The 16947-nt window shown below is 61.6% G+C and carries 18 protein-coding genes; 6 read left to right on the top strand and 12 right to left on the bottom strand.

What is annotated here, in order from left to right:
• Nucleotides 1-33 precede the first annotated feature (33 nt).
• The 6 genes from EAO39_RS05900 to EAO39_RS05880 all read left to right on the top strand — a co-directional run bounded on the left by EAO39_RS05900 (nucleotide 34) and on the right by EAO39_RS05880 (nucleotide 5611).
• Nucleotides 34-681: an LON peptidase substrate-binding domain-containing protein gene (locus tag EAO39_RS05900; protein ID WP_120966585.1), complete on the top strand. Its 648-nt coding sequence runs from the start codon at nucleotides 34-36 to the stop codon at nucleotides 679-681.
• A gap of 57 nt (nucleotides 682-738) precedes the next feature.
• Nucleotides 739-939 carry a hypothetical protein gene (locus EAO39_RS22460; protein WP_162989485.1) on the top strand — a complete coding sequence of 67 codons (201 nt, stop codon included), beginning with the start codon at nucleotides 739-741 and terminating at the stop codon, nucleotides 937-939.
• Nucleotides 936-2480, top strand: coding sequence for a lysine--tRNA ligase (gene lysS, locus EAO39_RS05895; protein WP_120966584.1), 1545 nt, complete (start codon nucleotides 936-938; stop codon nucleotides 2478-2480). Before EAO39_RS22460 ends, lysS begins: the two co-directional genes overlap by 4 nt.
• Nucleotides 2481-2640: 160 nt before the next feature.
• On the top strand, nucleotides 2641-3687 hold the full coding sequence (locus EAO39_RS05890) for a hypothetical protein (RefSeq protein WP_240466901.1): 1047 nt from the start codon (nucleotides 2641-2643) through the stop codon (nucleotides 3685-3687).
• Between the two features lie 129 nt (nucleotides 3688-3816).
• Entirely contained in the window at nucleotides 3817-4875 is a 1059-nt protein-coding gene (locus EAO39_RS05885; protein ID WP_120966583.1) for a diguanylate cyclase, read from the top strand.
• A 91-nt stretch (nucleotides 4876-4966) separates the two neighbouring features.
• Entirely contained in the window at nucleotides 4967-5611 is a 645-nt protein-coding gene (locus EAO39_RS05880; RefSeq protein WP_205589351.1) for a mechanosensitive ion channel family protein, read from the top strand.
• Between the two features lie 62 nt (nucleotides 5612-5673).
• On the opposite strand, the gene purT is transcribed toward EAO39_RS05880, so the two are convergent.
• The 12 genes from purT to EAO39_RS05820 form a co-directional block, all read right to left on the bottom strand.
• Nucleotides 5674-6891, bottom strand: a complete 1218-nt coding sequence (gene purT / locus EAO39_RS05875) for a formate-dependent phosphoribosylglycinamide formyltransferase (RefSeq protein WP_120966582.1) — start codon at nucleotides 6889-6891, stop codon at nucleotides 5674-5676.
• Nucleotides 6892-6974: 83 nt separating this feature from the next.
• The gene (locus tag EAO39_RS05870; protein WP_120966581.1) at nucleotides 6975-7415 is read right to left on the bottom strand and encodes a hypothetical protein; all 441 of its coding nucleotides are present in this window, start codon (nucleotides 7413-7415) and stop codon (nucleotides 6975-6977) included.
• A 229-nt stretch (nucleotides 7416-7644) separates the two neighbouring features.
• Nucleotides 7645-8115, bottom strand: coding sequence for a hypothetical protein (locus EAO39_RS05865; protein WP_120966580.1), 471 nt, complete (start codon nucleotides 8113-8115; stop codon nucleotides 7645-7647).
• A gap of 56 nt (nucleotides 8116-8171) precedes the next feature.
• Nucleotides 8172-9227, bottom strand: coding sequence for an ATP-dependent 6-phosphofructokinase (locus EAO39_RS05860; RefSeq protein ID WP_120966579.1), 1056 nt, complete (start codon nucleotides 9225-9227; stop codon nucleotides 8172-8174).
• A gap of 119 nt (nucleotides 9228-9346) precedes the next feature.
• The gene (locus EAO39_RS05855; protein ID WP_240467076.1) at nucleotides 9347-11125 is read right to left on the bottom strand and encodes an ABC transporter ATP-binding protein/permease; all 1779 of its coding nucleotides are present in this window, start codon (nucleotides 11123-11125) and stop codon (nucleotides 9347-9349) included.
• 201 nt (nucleotides 11126-11326) lie between these two features.
• Nucleotides 11327-12418 carry a beta-N-acetylhexosaminidase gene (gene nagZ / locus EAO39_RS05850; protein WP_120970738.1) on the bottom strand — a complete coding sequence of 364 codons (1092 nt, stop codon included), beginning with the start codon at nucleotides 12416-12418 and terminating at the stop codon, nucleotides 11327-11329.
• A gap of 152 nt (nucleotides 12419-12570) precedes the next feature.
• On the bottom strand, nucleotides 12571-12963 hold the full coding sequence (acpS, locus tag EAO39_RS05845) for a holo-ACP synthase (protein WP_120966577.1): 393 nt from the start codon (nucleotides 12961-12963) through the stop codon (nucleotides 12571-12573).
• Nucleotides 12964-13028: 65 nt separating this feature from the next.
• A complete protein-coding gene (locus tag EAO39_RS05840) occupies nucleotides 13029-13805 on the bottom strand; it encodes a pyridoxine 5'-phosphate synthase (RefSeq protein ID WP_120966576.1) in 777 nt (258 codons plus the stop codon).
• A complete protein-coding gene (recO, locus tag EAO39_RS05835; RefSeq protein WP_120966575.1) occupies nucleotides 13802-14578 on the bottom strand; it encodes a DNA repair protein RecO in 777 nt (258 codons plus the stop codon). The genes EAO39_RS05840 and recO overlap by 4 nt, the downstream gene beginning before the upstream one ends.
• 178 nt (nucleotides 14579-14756) lie before the next feature.
• Entirely contained in the window at nucleotides 14757-15740 is a 984-nt protein-coding gene (gene era, locus EAO39_RS05830; RefSeq protein WP_240467075.1) for a GTPase Era, read from the bottom strand.
• A 101-nt stretch (nucleotides 15741-15841) separates the two neighbouring features.
• Nucleotides 15842-16525 carry a ribonuclease III gene (gene rnc / locus EAO39_RS05825; protein ID WP_120970737.1) on the bottom strand — a complete coding sequence of 228 codons (684 nt, stop codon included), beginning with the start codon at nucleotides 16523-16525 and terminating at the stop codon, nucleotides 15842-15844.
• Nucleotides 16526-16534: 9 nt separating this feature from the next.
• On the bottom strand, nucleotides 16535-16885 hold the full coding sequence (locus EAO39_RS05820) for a DUF4845 domain-containing protein (RefSeq protein ID WP_120966573.1): 351 nt from the start codon (nucleotides 16883-16885) through the stop codon (nucleotides 16535-16537).
• Between the last annotated feature and the right edge of the window lie 62 nt (nucleotides 16886-16947).

The following is a 16947-nucleotide window of genomic DNA, read 5'->3' as shown; positions in this document are numbered from 1 at the left end:
AGCGCCGGTTCCATGGGATGATAGCTGCCCACCATGACCGATAGCATCACCCTGCATTCTCTGCCCCTGTTCCCCCTGGGCACCGTGCTGTTTCCCGGCGGCCTGCTCAGCCTGCGCGTGTTCGAGGTGCGCTATCTGGACATGATCCGCAAATGCCAGGTGGCCAAGGCACCGTTTGGCGTGGTGGCCTTGCAAGCCGGGCAGGAGGTACGCAAACCCGGCGCCCAGCCCGAACAGTTGCACCCCGAGGGCGTGCTGGCCCAGCTCGTGCAGCTTGACAGCTCCCAGCCCGGGCTGATGCAGCTGCAATGCCGGGGAGAACAGCGCTTTCATATCGCCAGCAGCTGGCAACTGCCCCACGGTCTGTGGGTAGCCGATGTGCAATTGCTGGCCGATGACCCGCAGGTCGCCATCCCCGACCATCTGCGCACTGTGGCCCGCGCCCTGGCCCAGGTGCTGCAACAGCTGCGCGCACGGGCACAAGACCCTGACCACAGCCTGCAGCCCACGCCGCAGCAGCTGGACGATTGTGCCTGGGTGGCCAACCGCTGGGCCGAGCTGCTACCGCTGCCGATCCTGGTCAAGCAGCAGCTGATGACGCTGGACAATCCCTTGCTGCGCCTGGAGCTGGTGGCCGATGTGCTGGAAAAAAGCGGCATTGGTGCCTCTGACGAGGATTGAAGTAAATAATTCGGTTAAAAAACCTTTCACCCCCTTTATTTACAAGCATATGCAGCTATGAATAAAGGAGTTATCAAGCCAGCGCAGCGGTGCTTGAAACCGGGCATACCGCAGTCACTTCACGCCCATTTGCCACAGCTGCGCCCGGCCGGCGTCAAAAAACTTAAAATCGCAGGTTTTGGGCCGCTACTGGCGACCCATCCGCCCACTTTTTTGGTCTTCAACCGGCGTTTGACGCTGGCGCTCTCATTTTCATGACTGAACAAAACACCTCTTCCGCGGTAGAAAACACCGCCCCTCAGGACGAAAACAAACTCATCGCTGAGCGCCGCGAAAAACTCAAAGCCTTGCGCGAACACGCCAAGGCCCAGGGTGTTGCCGCTTTCCCCAACGACTTCAAGCCCGCCGACCGTGCTGCAGCCCTGATTGCCGCCCACGCCGAGCAGGCGCCTGAAGCCCTGGAAGCCGCAGCCGTCACCGTCAGCGTAGGCGGCCGCATGATGCTCAAGCGCGTCATGGGCAAGGCCAGCTTTGCCACGATTCAGGACTCCACTGGCCGCATCCAGCTGTATGTGACCCGCGACGCCGTGGGCGAAGAGCTGTATGCCGACTTCAAGAAGTGGGACCTGGGCGACATCATCGGCGCCGAAGGCGTGCTGATGAAAACCAAGACCGGCGAGCTGTCGATCAAGGTCACCCAGATCCGCATGCTCACCAAGAGCCTGCGCCCCATGCCGGACAAGTTCCACGGCATGGCCGACCAGGAACAGAAGTACCGCCAGCGCTACGTCGATCTGATGATGGACGATGAAGCCCGTACCCGCTTCATCGCCCGCAGCAAGGCCGTAGCCGGTCTGCGCGACTTCATGGTGCAAAACGGCTTCCTGGAAGTCGAGACCCCCATGCTTCACCCCATCCCTGGCGGTGCCAACGCCAAGCCGTTTGTGACGCATCACAACGCGCTGGACCAGGAAATGTACCTGCGCATTGCGCCCGAGCTGTACCTCAAGCGTCTGGTGGTCGGCGGTTTTGAGCGCGTGTTCGAAATCAACCGCAACTTCCGCAACGAAGGCATCTCGGTACGCCACAACCCCGAGTTCACCATGATGGAGTTCTACGCGGCCTACTGGAACTACCGCGACCTGATGGACTACACCGAAGCGCTGATCCGCGATGCGGCACAAAAGGCCGTGGGCACGCTGCACCTGACTTACGGCGGCAAGGCCGTAGATCTGGAAGCACCGTTCGAGCGCCTGACCATTGTGGAAGCCATCGTCAAGTACACCGAAGCCGGCGACAACGTCACCGACCGTGAATGGCTGACCAATGCCCTGAAGAAGCTGGGCATGAAGGAAGAAAAGGACAAGCTGTCCACCCGCACCCTGGCCAGCCTGCAGGTGCTGTACTTCGAGGAAGTGGTCGAAGAGAAGCTGTGGAACCCCACCTTCATCATGGAGCACCCCACCGAAATCTCGCCTCTGGCACGCGCCAACGACGAGCGCCCCGAAGTGACCGAGCGCTTTGAGCTCTACATCACTGGCCGCGAATTCGGCAACGGTTTCTCGGAGCTCAACGACGCCGAAGACCAGGCTGCGCGTTTCAACGCTCAGGTCAACGCCAAGGACAGCGGTGACGACGAAGCCATGTACTACGACCATGACTTTGTGCGCGCTCTGGAATACGGCATGCCTCCCACCGGCGGCTGCGGCATCGGCATTGACCGCTTCATGATGCTGCTGACGGACAGCGCCAGCATCCGCGACATCATCCTCTTCCCCGCGCTGCGTCGCGAAAGCTGATCCGACGCCTTGAACGGCGCCTTCACTAGAACCTAACAGGAGACTTCATACCCGACTTGTCATTGACAAGACAACGGGTATGAAGCCGCCTGTTGTCATTTCTGCGCATACCCCCAGGCATTCCGGGCCGGACTGCGGCTTCAATAGCCCGATGCAGGCCATGGCTATACTGCCTCGCATGCACATTCCTCAATACTGGGCACAGGTCAGACTGCGTCACCAGACCGGCATCCGCCATGGTGCCAGTGTTCAGCGCTGGGGCTGGTCCGACAACAGCCAGATGGATGCCGAGGCCCATGCCCGCCAGCGTGCCCAGCAAGCACTGGATGCCTTGCTCAACGCGGACAGCGCCCGGCCGCTGGACGCGGGCTTTGAACGTATGGAATGGCGCGGCGAATATGGACTCAATGGCGCCACCCCCATTCGGGAGGAGGTACTGGAGCGCCGCGACGAGACCGTGATGACGCGCAACAGCTATGGTGCGCACTGCCTCAATACGGAGCATGTGGCGATTGCCGACGTGGATTTTCCGGCCACCAGACCGGGACCTGGCTTTCCCGTCAAATCCCTGATGCTTTTAGCCATTGCGCTTCCCTGGCTATGGCTTACGCCGCTGGCCTGGAGTGCGGCGTTGCTGGCCCTCATGGTCGTGACCGCCATGACGGGCTTGTTTTTCATCGCCCAGCTCAAAAAATGGCTGGCATGGCGCCAGCGCCAACAGTCGGAACAAGGGGCAGCCTCTGCCGCAGACCAGGCCATGGCCCGGGTGCAGCAGACCGTGTCCAGGCACCCGGACTGGGGGTTGCGCGTCTACCAGACACCCAAGGGCCTGCGCATCATCGTCACCCACGCCACCTGGGACTATCAGGCACCTGAAGTGCAAATTTTGTTCAAGGAACTGGGCGTCGATCCTTTGTATGCCATGCTGTGCGAGAGGCAGCAGTGCTTTCGCGCGCGGGTAAGCGCCAAGCCCTGGCGCATGGGCATGAGCGGCCTGTCCAGCACGGAGCGACGCTGGCCTTTGCCTCCCGAGCACCTGCAGGCACGCCGGCAATGGACTCTGGAATACGAGAAAAAAGCCACCCAGTTCGCGGCCTGCCAGTTTTTGGAACAACTGGGCAATCCCGTGCTCTGCGTTCAGGCACAGAGCTTTGTTCAATGGCACGATACGGCTTGCAAGGCCCAGAGTTCCCTGCCGCTGGCGTGAGGCGCGTCTTACATACGCAAGAGAAAATATCGCGTATAAGGTAACAACCTCTTACGTTTTCCCCATACGTTTCGCTGGCGCGTCTCCCGACGATTCATACCTTCACAGGATTTCGAGCAAACCCAGCCCATGACAGCCTCATCTCTCACTGCCTCAACCAATCCGGCCATTGAGTCTACGGGCGCACGTTTTTCTTCGCCCGATGCCCCGACGCCGTTTTCCGTGCTTGTGGTGGAAGACCAGCCTTCCATGCGCTCTGCGCTGGTGGCAGAACTGAAATCTGCGGGGGTCTCTCAAGTCCTTGAAGCCGAGAATGGCCGTACGGCACTGGCCCTGTTCCGTAGCGAACGGCCCGATCTGGTGCTGCTGGACATTCGCCTACCCGGCGAAGACGGCTACTGGGTGGCCCGCCAGTTGCGCGAGGCCGAGCCCGGCGAATGGACGCCCATCATCTTTCTCTCCGGCCTGGATAACGATCTGGACGTCTGGCGCGGAATCGAGGCCGGAGGCGACGACTACCTGGTCAAGCCGGTCAAGCCCATTGTGCTGGTGGCCAAGCTGCGTGCCATGCGCCGCCTGCTCGATATGCGCCGCCGTCTGGTCACGCTGTCTGGCGAGTTGCATCTGGCCAACCAGAAGCTCAACGAGATGGTGGAGATGGACTCGCTGACCGGCCTGGTCAACCGCCGCGGCATGGATCGCATGCTGCACGCCGAGATTCTGGCCGCCAGCCGCGAAGGCAAGCCGCTGACGCTGATGCTTTGCGACCTGGATCACTTCAAGCGCTTCAACGACACCTATGGTCACTTGCAGGGCGACGAGTGCCTCAAGCATGTGGGCCGCTTGCTGCGCGATGTCTGCGTGCGCCCGCGCGATGTGGCAGCCCGCTATGGTGGCGAGGAATTTGCCTTAATCCTGCCCAATACGCCGCGCTCCGGCTCCATGACTTTTGCGCGCGCCCTGGGGCAGATGCTCAAAGCCCGAAAAATCCGCCCTCCCGATGCGCCCGAAGATTTTCAATTGACGCTTTCCGGTGGCATCACCACCTGCATTCCTGACGCCAACACCAGTGCCGAAGCCATGCTCATGCGTGCCGATGAAGCCTTGTATGCGGCCAAAAGCCAGGGCCGAAATCGCTTTTTCAGCTTCGAAATGCAGATGGATACCGTCGAACAGCGACAGCTTTGACGCTTGACGCCGCGCCCTACATGGCGCTGCCTGCCATGCCTTCTCTCAATAGACGCTAGGATGACCTCCTAGCGTTTTTTATTCTTTGGTTATGCGTCGTCTTCAAATGCACCTGCCCGAATGGATGCAGGAGTGGCTGGAAGTCCTGATTCCCGGGCTCCAGATTTTTCTCATCATTGTGGCCGCCTGGCTGCTCAACCGTCTGTTCAAGCGCATCATCTCGCGCGTGGGCCAGCACTATGACCTGCCGCACGAGCTGCTGATGCCGCTGCGCGGCGTGGTGCGCTGGGTCATCATTGCCGCCACCATCTTGCTGCTGCTGGAGCGGCTTGGCATGTCAGCCACCGTGCTGTGGACGGCCTTCACCGGCTTTGCCACCGTGGGAGCGGTGGCCTTCTTTGCCGCCTGGAGTGTGCTCTCCAACCTGTTTTGCGCCATGCTCATCGTCACCGTCGGTCCCTTCCGTCTGGGCGACTACATCGAGGTGCTGGATACCGCCGAGAAGCCCGGAGCCAAAGGCCGGGTCATCGACCTGAACATGCTCTACACCACGCTGCAGGACGATAGCGCCCCAGCCGGCATACCCAATCTGCTGCAGATTCCCAACTCGCTGATCTTCCAGCGCGTGATTCGCCGCTGGAAGGGCGGCATGCCCGTCGACACGTCCCCCGCCAGCGAGCATGAGGAAGCCAGCGCCATAACGCTCACCACCCCGGCCCACACGCCCCAGGCCTGATAGGCCTTGCCTGCATGGCTGCATAAAAAAAAGCTTCCCAAAGGAAGCCTTTTTTTATGGGCTCAGGGCTTTCTGGGCTTGACCTTGCCCGCAGCCAGCTTGGCCTTGGTGCGCGCCGCGTCTATATCTGCAGCACGCGCCAGCGCCACGCCCATGCGGCGCTGCACAAAGCTCTCGGGTTTGCCGAACAGGCGCAGATCCGTGCCCTCAATCGCCAGGGCTTCGTCCACGCCATCAAACACCAGACCTTCGGCGTCTTGGCCGCCATAGATCACGGCGCTGGCGCCGGGGTTGCGCAAGCTAGCGTCTACCGGCAGGCCCAGAATGGCGCGGGCATGGAGTTCAAACTCGCTTTGCCACTGCGTGATCAGCGTGACCAGCCCCGTGTCATGCGGGCGGGGCGAGACCTCGCTGAACCAGACCTGCTCGCCCTTGACAAACAGCTCCACGCCAAACAGGCCCAGGCCGCCCAGATCGTCGGTGACGGCCTTGGCAATCTGGCGGGATTTTTCCAATGCCGCAGGGTGCATGGGGTGCGGCTGCCAGCTCTCCACATAGTCGCCGCTTTGCTGAACATGGCCTACGGGCTCGCAAAAATGCGTTTGCACCTGACCATCGGCGCCCTTGGCCCGCACAGTCAGCTGGGTGATTTCATAGTCAAAATCGATGAAGCCTTCCACAATCACCCGGCCCTTGGCCACACGGCCGCCGGCCATGGCGTAGTCCCAAGCTTTTTGCACATCGGCGGGGCCGTCAATCTTGCTCTGACCCTTGCCAGAGCTGCTCATCACCGGCTTGACCACGCAAGGGTAGGCGATGGCAGGCTGGCCGTCCGTGCCATCGATGGCAGCCTGCAGCTCGGCCAGCGAATCGCAAAAGCGGTAGGGGCTGGTGGACAGGCCCAGAGTCTCGGCCGCCAGACGACGAATGCCCTCGCGGTCCATGGTCAGGCGCGCGGCGCGAGCCGTTGGAATGCAGGTGATGACGCCAGCGGCTTCCAGCTCTTCGAGCATGGGCGTGGCAATGGCCTCAATCTCGGGAACCACCAGATCCGGCTTGATCTCCTCGATCAAAGCCTTGAGCTGGGCCGGATCGCTCATGGTGATGGTGCGCGCATGGTGAGCCACCTGCTGACCGGGCGCATTCTCATAGCGGTCCACCGCAATGGTTTCCACGCCCAGGCGCTGCAAGGCCATCAGCACTTCCTTGCCCAGTTCGCCGCTGCCCAGCAGCATGACTTTGGTGGCGTGGGGAGACAGAGGGGTTCCGAGAGTGGTCATAAAAATCCGGCGGGTAAATGCATGAAAAAGGCTTTGGCGCGAAACCACGCCAAAGCCCCGATCATAGGTGCTGCGCCAGCAGCTTAGGGCAAGACCACGGCCTGTGCGCCCACCTGCACGGCACGTCCGCCTCGTACCCTCACATGGGCCAGGGCCTGCTGCATATTGGAGAACCAGAAATTCGGATAACCGGCATGCGCAGCCACGACCTCCAGCGGCAGATGCGGCTGCTCGGCATCGCTCAGCAGTGCCGCGCGATAAAGCTCCCAGTGATTAAAGCCGGCTTCCTGCGCCAGCATGCGCAGCACATGCTTGCGCTGCACCAGGGCGCGCTGCTCAAACAACTGGGGCAGTGTCAAACCCTGCAGCAGCTGCGCGGCCAGCAAGCGCCTCAGCACCGGCAGGGACTGGGCCAGCGACGGGGCTGCGGCCTGGCGATGCAGCCGCTTGGCGGCGCGCAGCACGGCCGAGACACGTTCAGTGCCGGACGCTTCGAAACAAGGGATTGAAGACGAGATATGCATACCAACTCCTGTGTACAGGGCATGCCTCGCTGCGAGCCCGGAATGGTATGCAAGCCAGGGGCTTGCGCTGATCAAAAAATCAAGGTGCGTTTGCTTTTGCGAGATGGGCGGCCTTTCAGCCCGGCGCCTATTTTAGCGGCGACCGCAGCATCGCGTGCGCCCATGCATCTATCGCTATGAAATAAGTAGCTATCATCGCGCATACAACATGCGCTGAAGCCGGTTTCATTCAATGCGTAGCCTGGCTTTGCAGGCTGCTGCGCTGTGGAACCTGGCCGGTTTCAAAGTCCATCTCGCTGGTCCACACGGCGTCATCCCAGGTCCAGTTGCTGCTGGCCTGCTCCAGGCTGAGCACATGGACACCGCTGGCGTCCTTGACCCGCTCCTTGAGCCAGTCCATCTGGTCGCTGCGCACAAAGACCAGACAGCCCACACTCCAGTCGGCCGTGGTAATGCCCAGCGATTGCAGCTGCGGCAGCAGCGGCGCATACCAGCGCTCCACCCGCTCATTTAGGCGGTTGACCAGGCCCAGCGGATAGCCCGAGGCGCTGACCTCCACCACATAAACCTGGCGGCGCGCCGGGCGCAGCACCACAAAAGCCGGGCATTGCCAGCCTTCGGTGACTTCATATCTGGGGGCAACAAAGGTTTCGCCATTGGCCGTGAGCAGCTGCATCACGGCTTCTTCATGTCGATCCATGCGGAGTCTTTCCTGTGTAGAGGCTCACATTGTTGCGCAATCCGCCTGCGCGGCTCTCAAGCCTCACCCAGGCAGATGCCGATATCGCGCGCCATGGTGATCAGGTCGCTGTCCAGCGGTACGGTACGCTGGGTATTGGCCACATCGGCAATGGCGACCGAGCCGATCTGGCCGTTTTGCAGCGTCACCATGCGGCCAAACTGGCCGCCCAGTACCAGTTGCGCCGCATGATGACCAAAGCGCGTGGCCAGCACCCGGTCAAACGGCGTGGGATCGCCACCGCGTTGCACATGGCCCAGCACCGTGGTGCGCACCTCGCTTTGGAGGTGCGACTGCAGACGCTCGCGCAGCACATGGCCCACGCCGCCCAGGCGCACCGGATCGGGGCTGTGCTCTATGCGTTCGCGCACCGTCAGGCTGGCACCACTTTCCTTGGCACCTTCGCCTATGCAGATGATGGTGTAGCGCTGGCGCTGCTCGCGCGCCTTGCAGACATCGATGATGGTCTGCAGGTCATAGTCGATCTCGGGCAGCAGGATGACGTCGGCGGCGCCGGCAATGCCGGACTCCAGCGCCAGCCAGCCGGCGTGGCGGCCCATGGTCTCCACAATCATCACGCGGTGGTGGCTCATGGCCGTGCTTTCGATGCGGCGCAGGCTCTCCGTGACCGTAGCCACGGCCGTATCAAAACCGAAGCTGCGTTCGCAGTGGGCGATATCGTTGTCAATCGTCTTGGGTACACCCACGCATTGCAGGCCCACACGGCGCAGGCCATGGGCCAGGCTCATGGTGCCGTCGCCGCCGATGGCGACCACCACATCCAGGCCCAGCGCTTGCACATTGCGCCCCACCTGCTCCAGCGTGGCTTCATCGCGCAGCGGGTTGGCGCTGTTGCTGGTGCCCAAAATTGTGCCGCCCATGTGCAAGATGCCGCTGACCTCGTCCCAGGACAGGGGTTTGACGCGCGGAGCATCGCCCATCAGCCCTTCAAAGCCGTCGGCAATGCCCAGGACCTCGCACTGGCCATGGTTGATCAGGGACTTGGTGACCGCTCGGATCACCGCATTGAGGCCGGGGCAATCGCCGCCGCCGGTCAGCACACCAACGCGCATGGGTTCGCTCTCCAAAGAGTCTTAAAAGCACATCATCCCATGAGAAAGTAGCCGCGAAGCCCTCGCATAATTGCCCTGCGGTTGAGACTGCTTCGCCCCAGTTGCGCACTGCGCGCGCCTCAATGGCTTTGGATCGAATCCTCCACGCGGATCTGCTGGCGCTGGGGCTCCAGCAACCAGCGCTGCTGGTGAAACTCGGTCACGCTGTCGCGGTGGGCCACCGAGACCAGGGCTCCGCCTCGCTGCTGCACCAGCTGCACCAGTTGCGCATAGATGCTGGCTTCGGTGGCATTGTCCAGCGCACTGGTGGCCTCGTCGGCAAACACCCAGGCCGGACGCTTGAGCAAGACCCGCGCCACCGACAGACGCTGCTGCTCTCCGCCGGACAGGCGGCTGTTCCAGGCGGCCTGTCTATCGAGCTGCTCCTGCAGCTGCGGCAATTGCGCATCTCTCAGGGCCTGCTTGAGCTGCTCGTCGCCATAGTGCGCGGCCGGCTCGGGATAGGCCAGGGCATCGCGCAGACTGCCATTCGGGAAGTACGGGCGCTGGGGAATGAACATGGCATCCAGCGGCCGCTCCACCCTGCCCCGCGCAAACGGCCAGATGCCAGAAAACACCCGCAGCAACGTTGATTTTCCGCTGCCAGAAGGCCCGCTGATCAGCAGGCGCTGCCCTGGCTGTACCTGCAAATCGGCAGCGGCCAGCATGCAGCGCCCGTCGGGCAGAAACACATCCAGCGCCTGGGCCTGCAGCTGCGCTGCCGGCGTGATCTGCACGCCTTCGCAGCCGCTTTTTTGCGCCTCATCCTGCGCACGCAGACTCTCGTCAAAGCCCGCCAGACGCTCGGTAGTCGCCCTCCAGGCGGCAATATCGGAGTAGTTGTTGACGATCCAGCCCAGCGAGTCCTGCACCTGGCCAAAGGCCGAAGAGATCTGCATGAGCTGGCCCAGCTGAATGGCACCGCTGAAAAAGCGCGGCGCCGCAATGATGAAGGGAAAGACCACCGCCGCCTGGCCAAAGAAATTGGTGAACCAGATCAGGTTTTTTTGCTTTTTGACCAGATTCAGGTAATTGCCCAGCGCATCGCGAAAACGCAGACCGATCTGCTCGCCCTCTACGCGCTCGCCCCCGTCGAGAGCAATCGCTTCGGCGTTTTCGCGCACCCGGATCATGTGATGGCGAAAATTGGCCTCCAGCTGTTGCTGGCGGTTGTTCAGCCAGACCTGGGGTTTGCCGATCCAGAAAGTCAGCGCGCTGCCGGCCAGGCAGTACAGCACAGCCATCCAGACCATAAAGCCTGAGATATGCAACTGCCCGCCGCCCAGCAAGGCCGGCAGGCGGACATCCATCACGGCGCTCAGCCCCCAGAGAATGCCGACAAAGCTCACGAAAGTGACAGCAGCATTGAGCAGCCCCATGGACAGCGACACGGTATAGGTGGTGAAAAGATTCAAGTCCTCCTGAATGCGCTGATCGGGATTGTCCGGCGCTCCATCACCGCCATAGCGGCTCAGCTCCATACGGTAGAAAGCCTTGGCCGACAACCAGCGCTGCAACATGTGATCGGTCAACCAGCGCCGCCAGTTGAGCTGCAGCAGCTGCGTGAGATAGAACTTGTAGACCGCGATGACGATGTAGATCAGCGCCAGCCAGAGAAATCGCCACAGCTGCTGCCAGAACACATCGGCCTGCTTGTTTTGCAGTGCGTCATAAAACACCCGGTTCCACTCGTTGATCTGCACCAGCATGAAGACCGCCGCCAGATTGAGCGCCACGATGGCGCTCAGCAGCCCCCAGGCTTTCCACTTTTCTTCGGACTGAAAATACGGGCGGGTCAGGGCAAAGGCCTGGCGAAATACGCTCAGCCGGTCTTTGCGGGGCGCCAGCCCTGGTTCCATGGGATTCATGCAAGCTTTCGGTGATTCATGAAGTTCGACGGCGACAGGCGGATCATTGCCTGGATTGCAGCCTAAACAGACTCACTGAGGCCAGGCTTAAATGCCAGAGGCCGCAACCGCTTTGGGCTCTTTGGGCATAAAAAATCCGCTGCCTTGGTTGCAAAGACAGCGGATGGGCGGTTTCAGGGGGAGCCGTGCCGTTCAGGGCAGCAGATCCAGTGCCTGCAGATAGGCAGGCTGGCGCATCAAATCCTCCCAGGGCTGAGGCACGGTCTCGGGCAGCAGCGAGACGCGACGGGATTCGGAATCTTCGTCGGGCAGCCAGCGGCCGTCGCGCAATGCCATGTCCATGCCGTCGAGCAGCTCGTCCACATGCGCGCCCAGGCCCAGGCTCTGGTTGCACAGCAGCACCAGGTCGCAGCCGGCATTCAGCGCGGTCAGCGCGGCATCGGTATAGCTGATGACTTCGCCGTTGATGCGGCGGGCACCTTCCATGCTCAGATCGTCGCTGAAGATGGCGCCGTCGTAGCGCAGACGGCCGCGCAGAATGTCCTTGAGCCACTTTTCGCTAAAGCCCGCCGGGCGCTTGTCCACCTTGGGATAGATCACATGCGCCGGCATCACCGCCGTCAGCACGCTGGACAGCCAGGGGTAAGGCGCAGCGTCTTCGCTGAGGATGGCCGTGAGACTGCGCGTATCGACAGGAATGTCCACATGCGAATCGGCCTTCACAAAGCCATGGCCAGGGAAGTGCTTGCCGCAGTTGCCCATGCCGGCTTGCAACAGGCCTTGCATCAGGCTTTTGGCCAGAACCGTCACCACGCGCGGATCGCGGCCAAAGCTGCGGTCGCCTATGACCGAGGACTCGCCATAGTCCAGATCCAGCACCGGCGTAAAGCTGAAATCCACGCCGCAGGCGCGCAACTCCGTGCCCAGCACATAGCCGGCCGCTGTGGCGGCATTCATGGCGCGCATGGCGCCGCTACCTTCGCGGTATTTTTTGCCAACGCCGTCATCCATCCACATCTGGCCAAAGGCGCGCATGGACGGCAGATGGGTGAAACCATCGGTCTTGAAGCGCTGCACGCGACCGCCTTCATGGTCCACGCAGATCAGCAGATCGGGTTTGACGGCCTTGATATCGGCGCACAGCGACACCAGAGCCTCGCGGCTTTCCCAGTTGCGGGCAAACAAGATGATGCCGCCCACCAGAGGATGGGACAGACGCTGGCGATCCACATCGCTCAAGGCCTTGCCGGCGATATCGATGATGAGAGGAGCATGCATACCAATAGATTCGTTAGTGTTCATCTTGTCGATTCGACTTAAATAGGAGACTAAGGCTTAAAAAACGCGCACGCTAGGCCAGCAAACGCCGCGCAAGGGCCGCCCCGTAGCGCTGGCGTTGTCCCAGGGGGAAGGCGCGAAGCGACTCAGGGGGATGCTTATCGCTTCTCAACCACACAGAAGCTGGCGGCATAGTCGCTCTCGTCGGTGACCGACAAATGGACCGTGAGCTGGTTTTTCTCGAACCACTCCTTGAGCTCACCATGCAGGCGAATCGCCGGTTGGCCGCTGGGCAGCTTGATGACTTCGCAATGCCGCCAGGTCATGGGCATACGCATGCCCATGCCAATGGCCTTGCTGAACGCTTCCTTGGCCGAAAAACGCGTGGCCACATAGCGGATACCGCGCTCGGGCCAGCGTTCGCTGCGGGCACGCCAGGTGGCCAGCTCGCCCTCGGCCAGCACCTTCTGCGCAAAGCGTTCGCCATGCTTTTCCAGGCTCTCGCGAATGCGGCGTACATCGCAGATATCGGTGCCTATGCCGTAGATCATGCTTTACTCCTTATGAGCCAAATCGGGCTCAAGCGCCTATGTAGAAAGCGCTAACAGCTATGGTTTCAGGATTTCTTGAGCGCCATGCCGGCGTCAATGACCGCCTGATAGGCCTTCACGGTTTCGGCATAGCCCAGCTCCAGCGCATCGGCAATCAAGGCGTGGCCGATCGAGACTTCGGCCAGACCGGGTGTACGCGCCACAAAGGCCGCCAGATTGTCACGGTTCAGGTCATGGCCGGCATTGATGCCCAGACCCGCATCCAGCGCGGCCTGCGCAGCTGCCGCATAGGCCTGCAGCTGCTGCTCCTGGTCAGCCTTGCCCCAGGCGGCGGCAAAGGGCTCGGTATACAGCTCCACGCGGTCGGCCCCCACGCCCTTGGCTGCGGCCATCTGCTCGGGGATGGGGTCCATGAACAGGCTCACGCGCACACCAAGCGCCTTGCATTCGGCGATTAGGGGGGCCAGGCGCTGGGCATCCTGGGGGAAGGTCCAGCCATGGTCGCTGGTGAACTGGTCTTCGCTATCGGGCACGAAAGTGGCCTGGTGCGGTCGCGTCTGGCGGATGAACTCCATCAGATTCTGCGTGGGATTGCCCTCGATATTGAACTCGGCCTGCGGCCACGCCTTGAGCAGCGCATGCAGCTCGTAAACGTCTTGCGCGCGGATATGGCGTTCATCGGGGCGCGGGTGGATGGTGATGCCCTGGGCGCCGGCCTGCAGGCAGATCTCTGCCGCTCGCGTCACCGAGGGAATGCCCAAATGCCGCGTGTTGCGCAGCAAGGCCACCTTGTTGACATTGACGGACAAAGCCGTGCGCAGGGAAACAGAAGAAGTGTTCATAGCGATTGCAAATCCATCATCAGCTGGCGGGTGCGCAGCATGTTTGAGCCGCAATGGTATTGCAGAAGATGGCGCAGCTGCGGCTTCAGGGCCTGGGCCACTTCGGGCTCGGCCAGGCAGTGCAGGGTTTTGGGAAAGGGCTGCGAAGTCTGCAGCGCCAGCTCTATGGCCCGCCACTGACTGCCGGTCAGCGCGGCGCGCTCATGCGTGGCAGCCTGGCGCAGCCCTCCTTCGGCCACCAGCGCGTAGCGGGCAACACTGTTGACCGCGCCCAGCGTGGCGCTTTCTTCGCTCAGCTGGGGCAGATGGCCTAACTCGCGCAGCAGCACCAGCTCGAACGCCCGCAGCACGGGCTCTATGGCTTCCGTCGTGCCGCCGTGCTGGCCGGCCAGCACCCGTACCACACCGGCATAGATATCGAACAGCGCGGCATAAGGATCGTCACGCGCCAGCAGGCGCATCAGCAGCTCGTTGAGATACATGCCGGACCACAGGGCATCGCCCTGCGGCATGACATGGCCACCCATCCATTCCGCGCCCTTGAGCGAGTGAATCTCGGCATTGCCCTCGGCCCCCAGCGTGTAGCTGACCTTGATGGGCTGCAGGGGCAGAAGCACGGGGCGAAAGTTGGAGGTAGGCCGCTTGACCCCCTTGGCCGCCAGCGCCACCCGCCCGCGATGGCGTGTGAAGACCTCCAGAATCAGGCTGGATTCGCTCCAGTCGTACTGATGGAGGATGAAGGCGGGTTCGTCGCTAACCCTTTTGGCGGCCATGGTGAAGTGAATACAAAAGGCCCCGAGGGGCCTTGAAAAAGAAGGCTGTCACACAGCCTCACAGTGTCGCAGAGCGCCCAGCGCAGCGATCGAGACGAGGCGCAAGCCCGCAGACAGTGGCAGCGCCACGGCAAGGGCTTGCAACGACGTATCGAGGGCGCTAAGCGGCACCAAGCACTTACTCGTAGCCGAAGGATTTGACGCGGGCCTCATCATCGGCCCAGCCGGAACGCACCTTGACCCACACTTCCAGGAAGACCTTGGCATCCAGCAGCTTTTCCAGCTCCTGGCGCGCTTCGGTGGAGATGCGCTTGAGGCGCTCGCCGCCCTGGCCAATCACCATGGCCTTGTGGCCGTCTCGCTCCACCACGATGGTGGTGGCAATGCGCATAAAACGCTTGTGGGTCTTGCTGGGCTCTTCCTCGAACTTGTCGATGACCACGGTCGAGGTGTAAGGCAGTTCGTCGCCGGTAAAGCGGAACAGCTTTTCACGCACGGTTTCGGCCGCCAGGAATTTCTCGCTGCGGTCGGTCAGCTCGTCCTCGGCATAGAACCAGGGCTGCTGCGGCAGGTACTTGCCGCAGATGCCGTACATGCGTTCGATGTCCTTTTTGTTCTTGGCCGACATGGGCACGAACTCGGCAAACGGATGGCGCTCCTGCATGTCGCGCAGCCAGGGGGCGATTTCCTGGCGGCGACCCACGGTGTCGAGCTTGTTGGCAATCAGCAGCGTGGGAATGCCGGGCTTGAACAGGCTCAGCACCTTGGCATCGGCCAGCGTGAAGCTGCCCGCTTCCACCACGAACAGGATCAGGTCCACATCGCCAATCGCGCCCATCACCGTCTTGTTCAGCGATTTGTTCAGCGCGGTCGAGTGCTTGGTCTGAAAACCCGGGGTGTCCACAAACACGAACTGCGTATCGTCCTTGGTGTGGATGCCGGTAATGCGGTGGCGCGTGGTCTGCGCCTTGCGCGAGGTGATCGAGATCTTCTGGCCCACCAGCGCATTCATCAGCGTGGACTTGCCCACGTTGGGCTTGCCCACGATGGCGATCAGGCCGCAGCGCTGCTCTTCAGGGGCGTAGATGCGGGCCGGTTCGGCAGGCACGACTTCCTCGCGGACGACGGCGGAGATGGCACCGGGCTTGGCCGCAGCCAGCATGGCGTCAATATCGGCCTGGGTCTGGGTGTTTCCAGCGCTTTTTTTCGGCTTGGCGCTTGCAGCACCTGCGGTGCTTGCTAGCTTTTTCTTAGCAGCATCGGTCATGACTTTTTAACTTTCAATTGTTCAAGGACTGCAGCGGCTGCAGCCTGTTCGCCCGCACGGCGCGAGCTGCCTGTGCCTTGGGCGCTGATATTCCATTCCGTCACCGTGCAACCCACGGTGAAGATCTGCTTGTGTGCCACGCCCGAGATGTCCAGCACCTCGTAGTGTGGCAGCTTCATGCGTTTGCCTTGCAGCAACTCCTGCAGGGCGGTCTTGGGGTCTTTCTCGGCCGCACGCATCTGGGGGTTGATATCGACGCCATCAAAAAGATGGTGCACGACTTTTTCCCCTGCGGAAAAACCGGCGTCCAGGTACACGGCGCCAATCAGTGCCTCCACGGCATCGGCCAGGATGGAGGGACGTTGCTTGCCGCCGGATTTGGATTCACCTTCACCCAGGCGCAGCAGATCGGGCAGCTGCAGCCTGAGTGCGATCTTGTGCAAGGTTTCCTCACGCACCAGATTGGCGCGCACGCGCGAGAGATCACCCTCGGGCATGGAGGCCAGCCGTGCATACAGCAGGCTGGAGATGGCCAGACTCAGCACCGAGTCGCCCAGAAACTCCAGGCGCTCGTTGTTGTCGGCCGAAAAGCTGCGGTGCGTAACGGCACGTTGCAGCAAAGCCGGGTTGGCAAATTGATGCTGCAGCCTTTGCTGCAGCGCGATAAGAGCAGGTTCCACCAAAAAGGTCTATTTCTTAAAACGGTAAACAAGATAGGCCGGGCCTACCAGGGGAATTTCTCGGGAGTATTCATAGCCGACCACCACCTTGTCATTGACTTTGGTGACTTGCAGATCGTTGCCGCTGACGGACTTGATGTCGTCAATCGCGGCAGCGCGGTCAAAGCTGGCCTTGACCTCGGCCACGGTCAAGCCTTCGGCAGCCGCCTTGTTGGCAGCTTTCTTGATGGCTTGATTTTCCAAAAAGATGGGCACCGATTGTGCGCCAACCGCCACCACAGCGACCACGATGGCCACCATAAACACCAGTCCGATAAAGGACAGGCCGCGCTGACGCGAACGATTTGCCAATGTCTTCATGCTTTTCCCCTCCTCAAGGCGGGCCGTTAGCGGCCCGCGCTGCCAGAAAATCGGTCAATGCC

This window comes from Comamonas sp. lk (assembly GCF_900564145.1).
In the GTDB taxonomy this organism is placed as follows: domain Bacteria; phylum Pseudomonadota; class Gammaproteobacteria; order Burkholderiales; family Burkholderiaceae_C; genus Comamonas.
The sequence above is the reverse complement of the archived record's forward strand: the minus strand, read 5'-3'. Positions and strand labels throughout refer to the sequence as shown.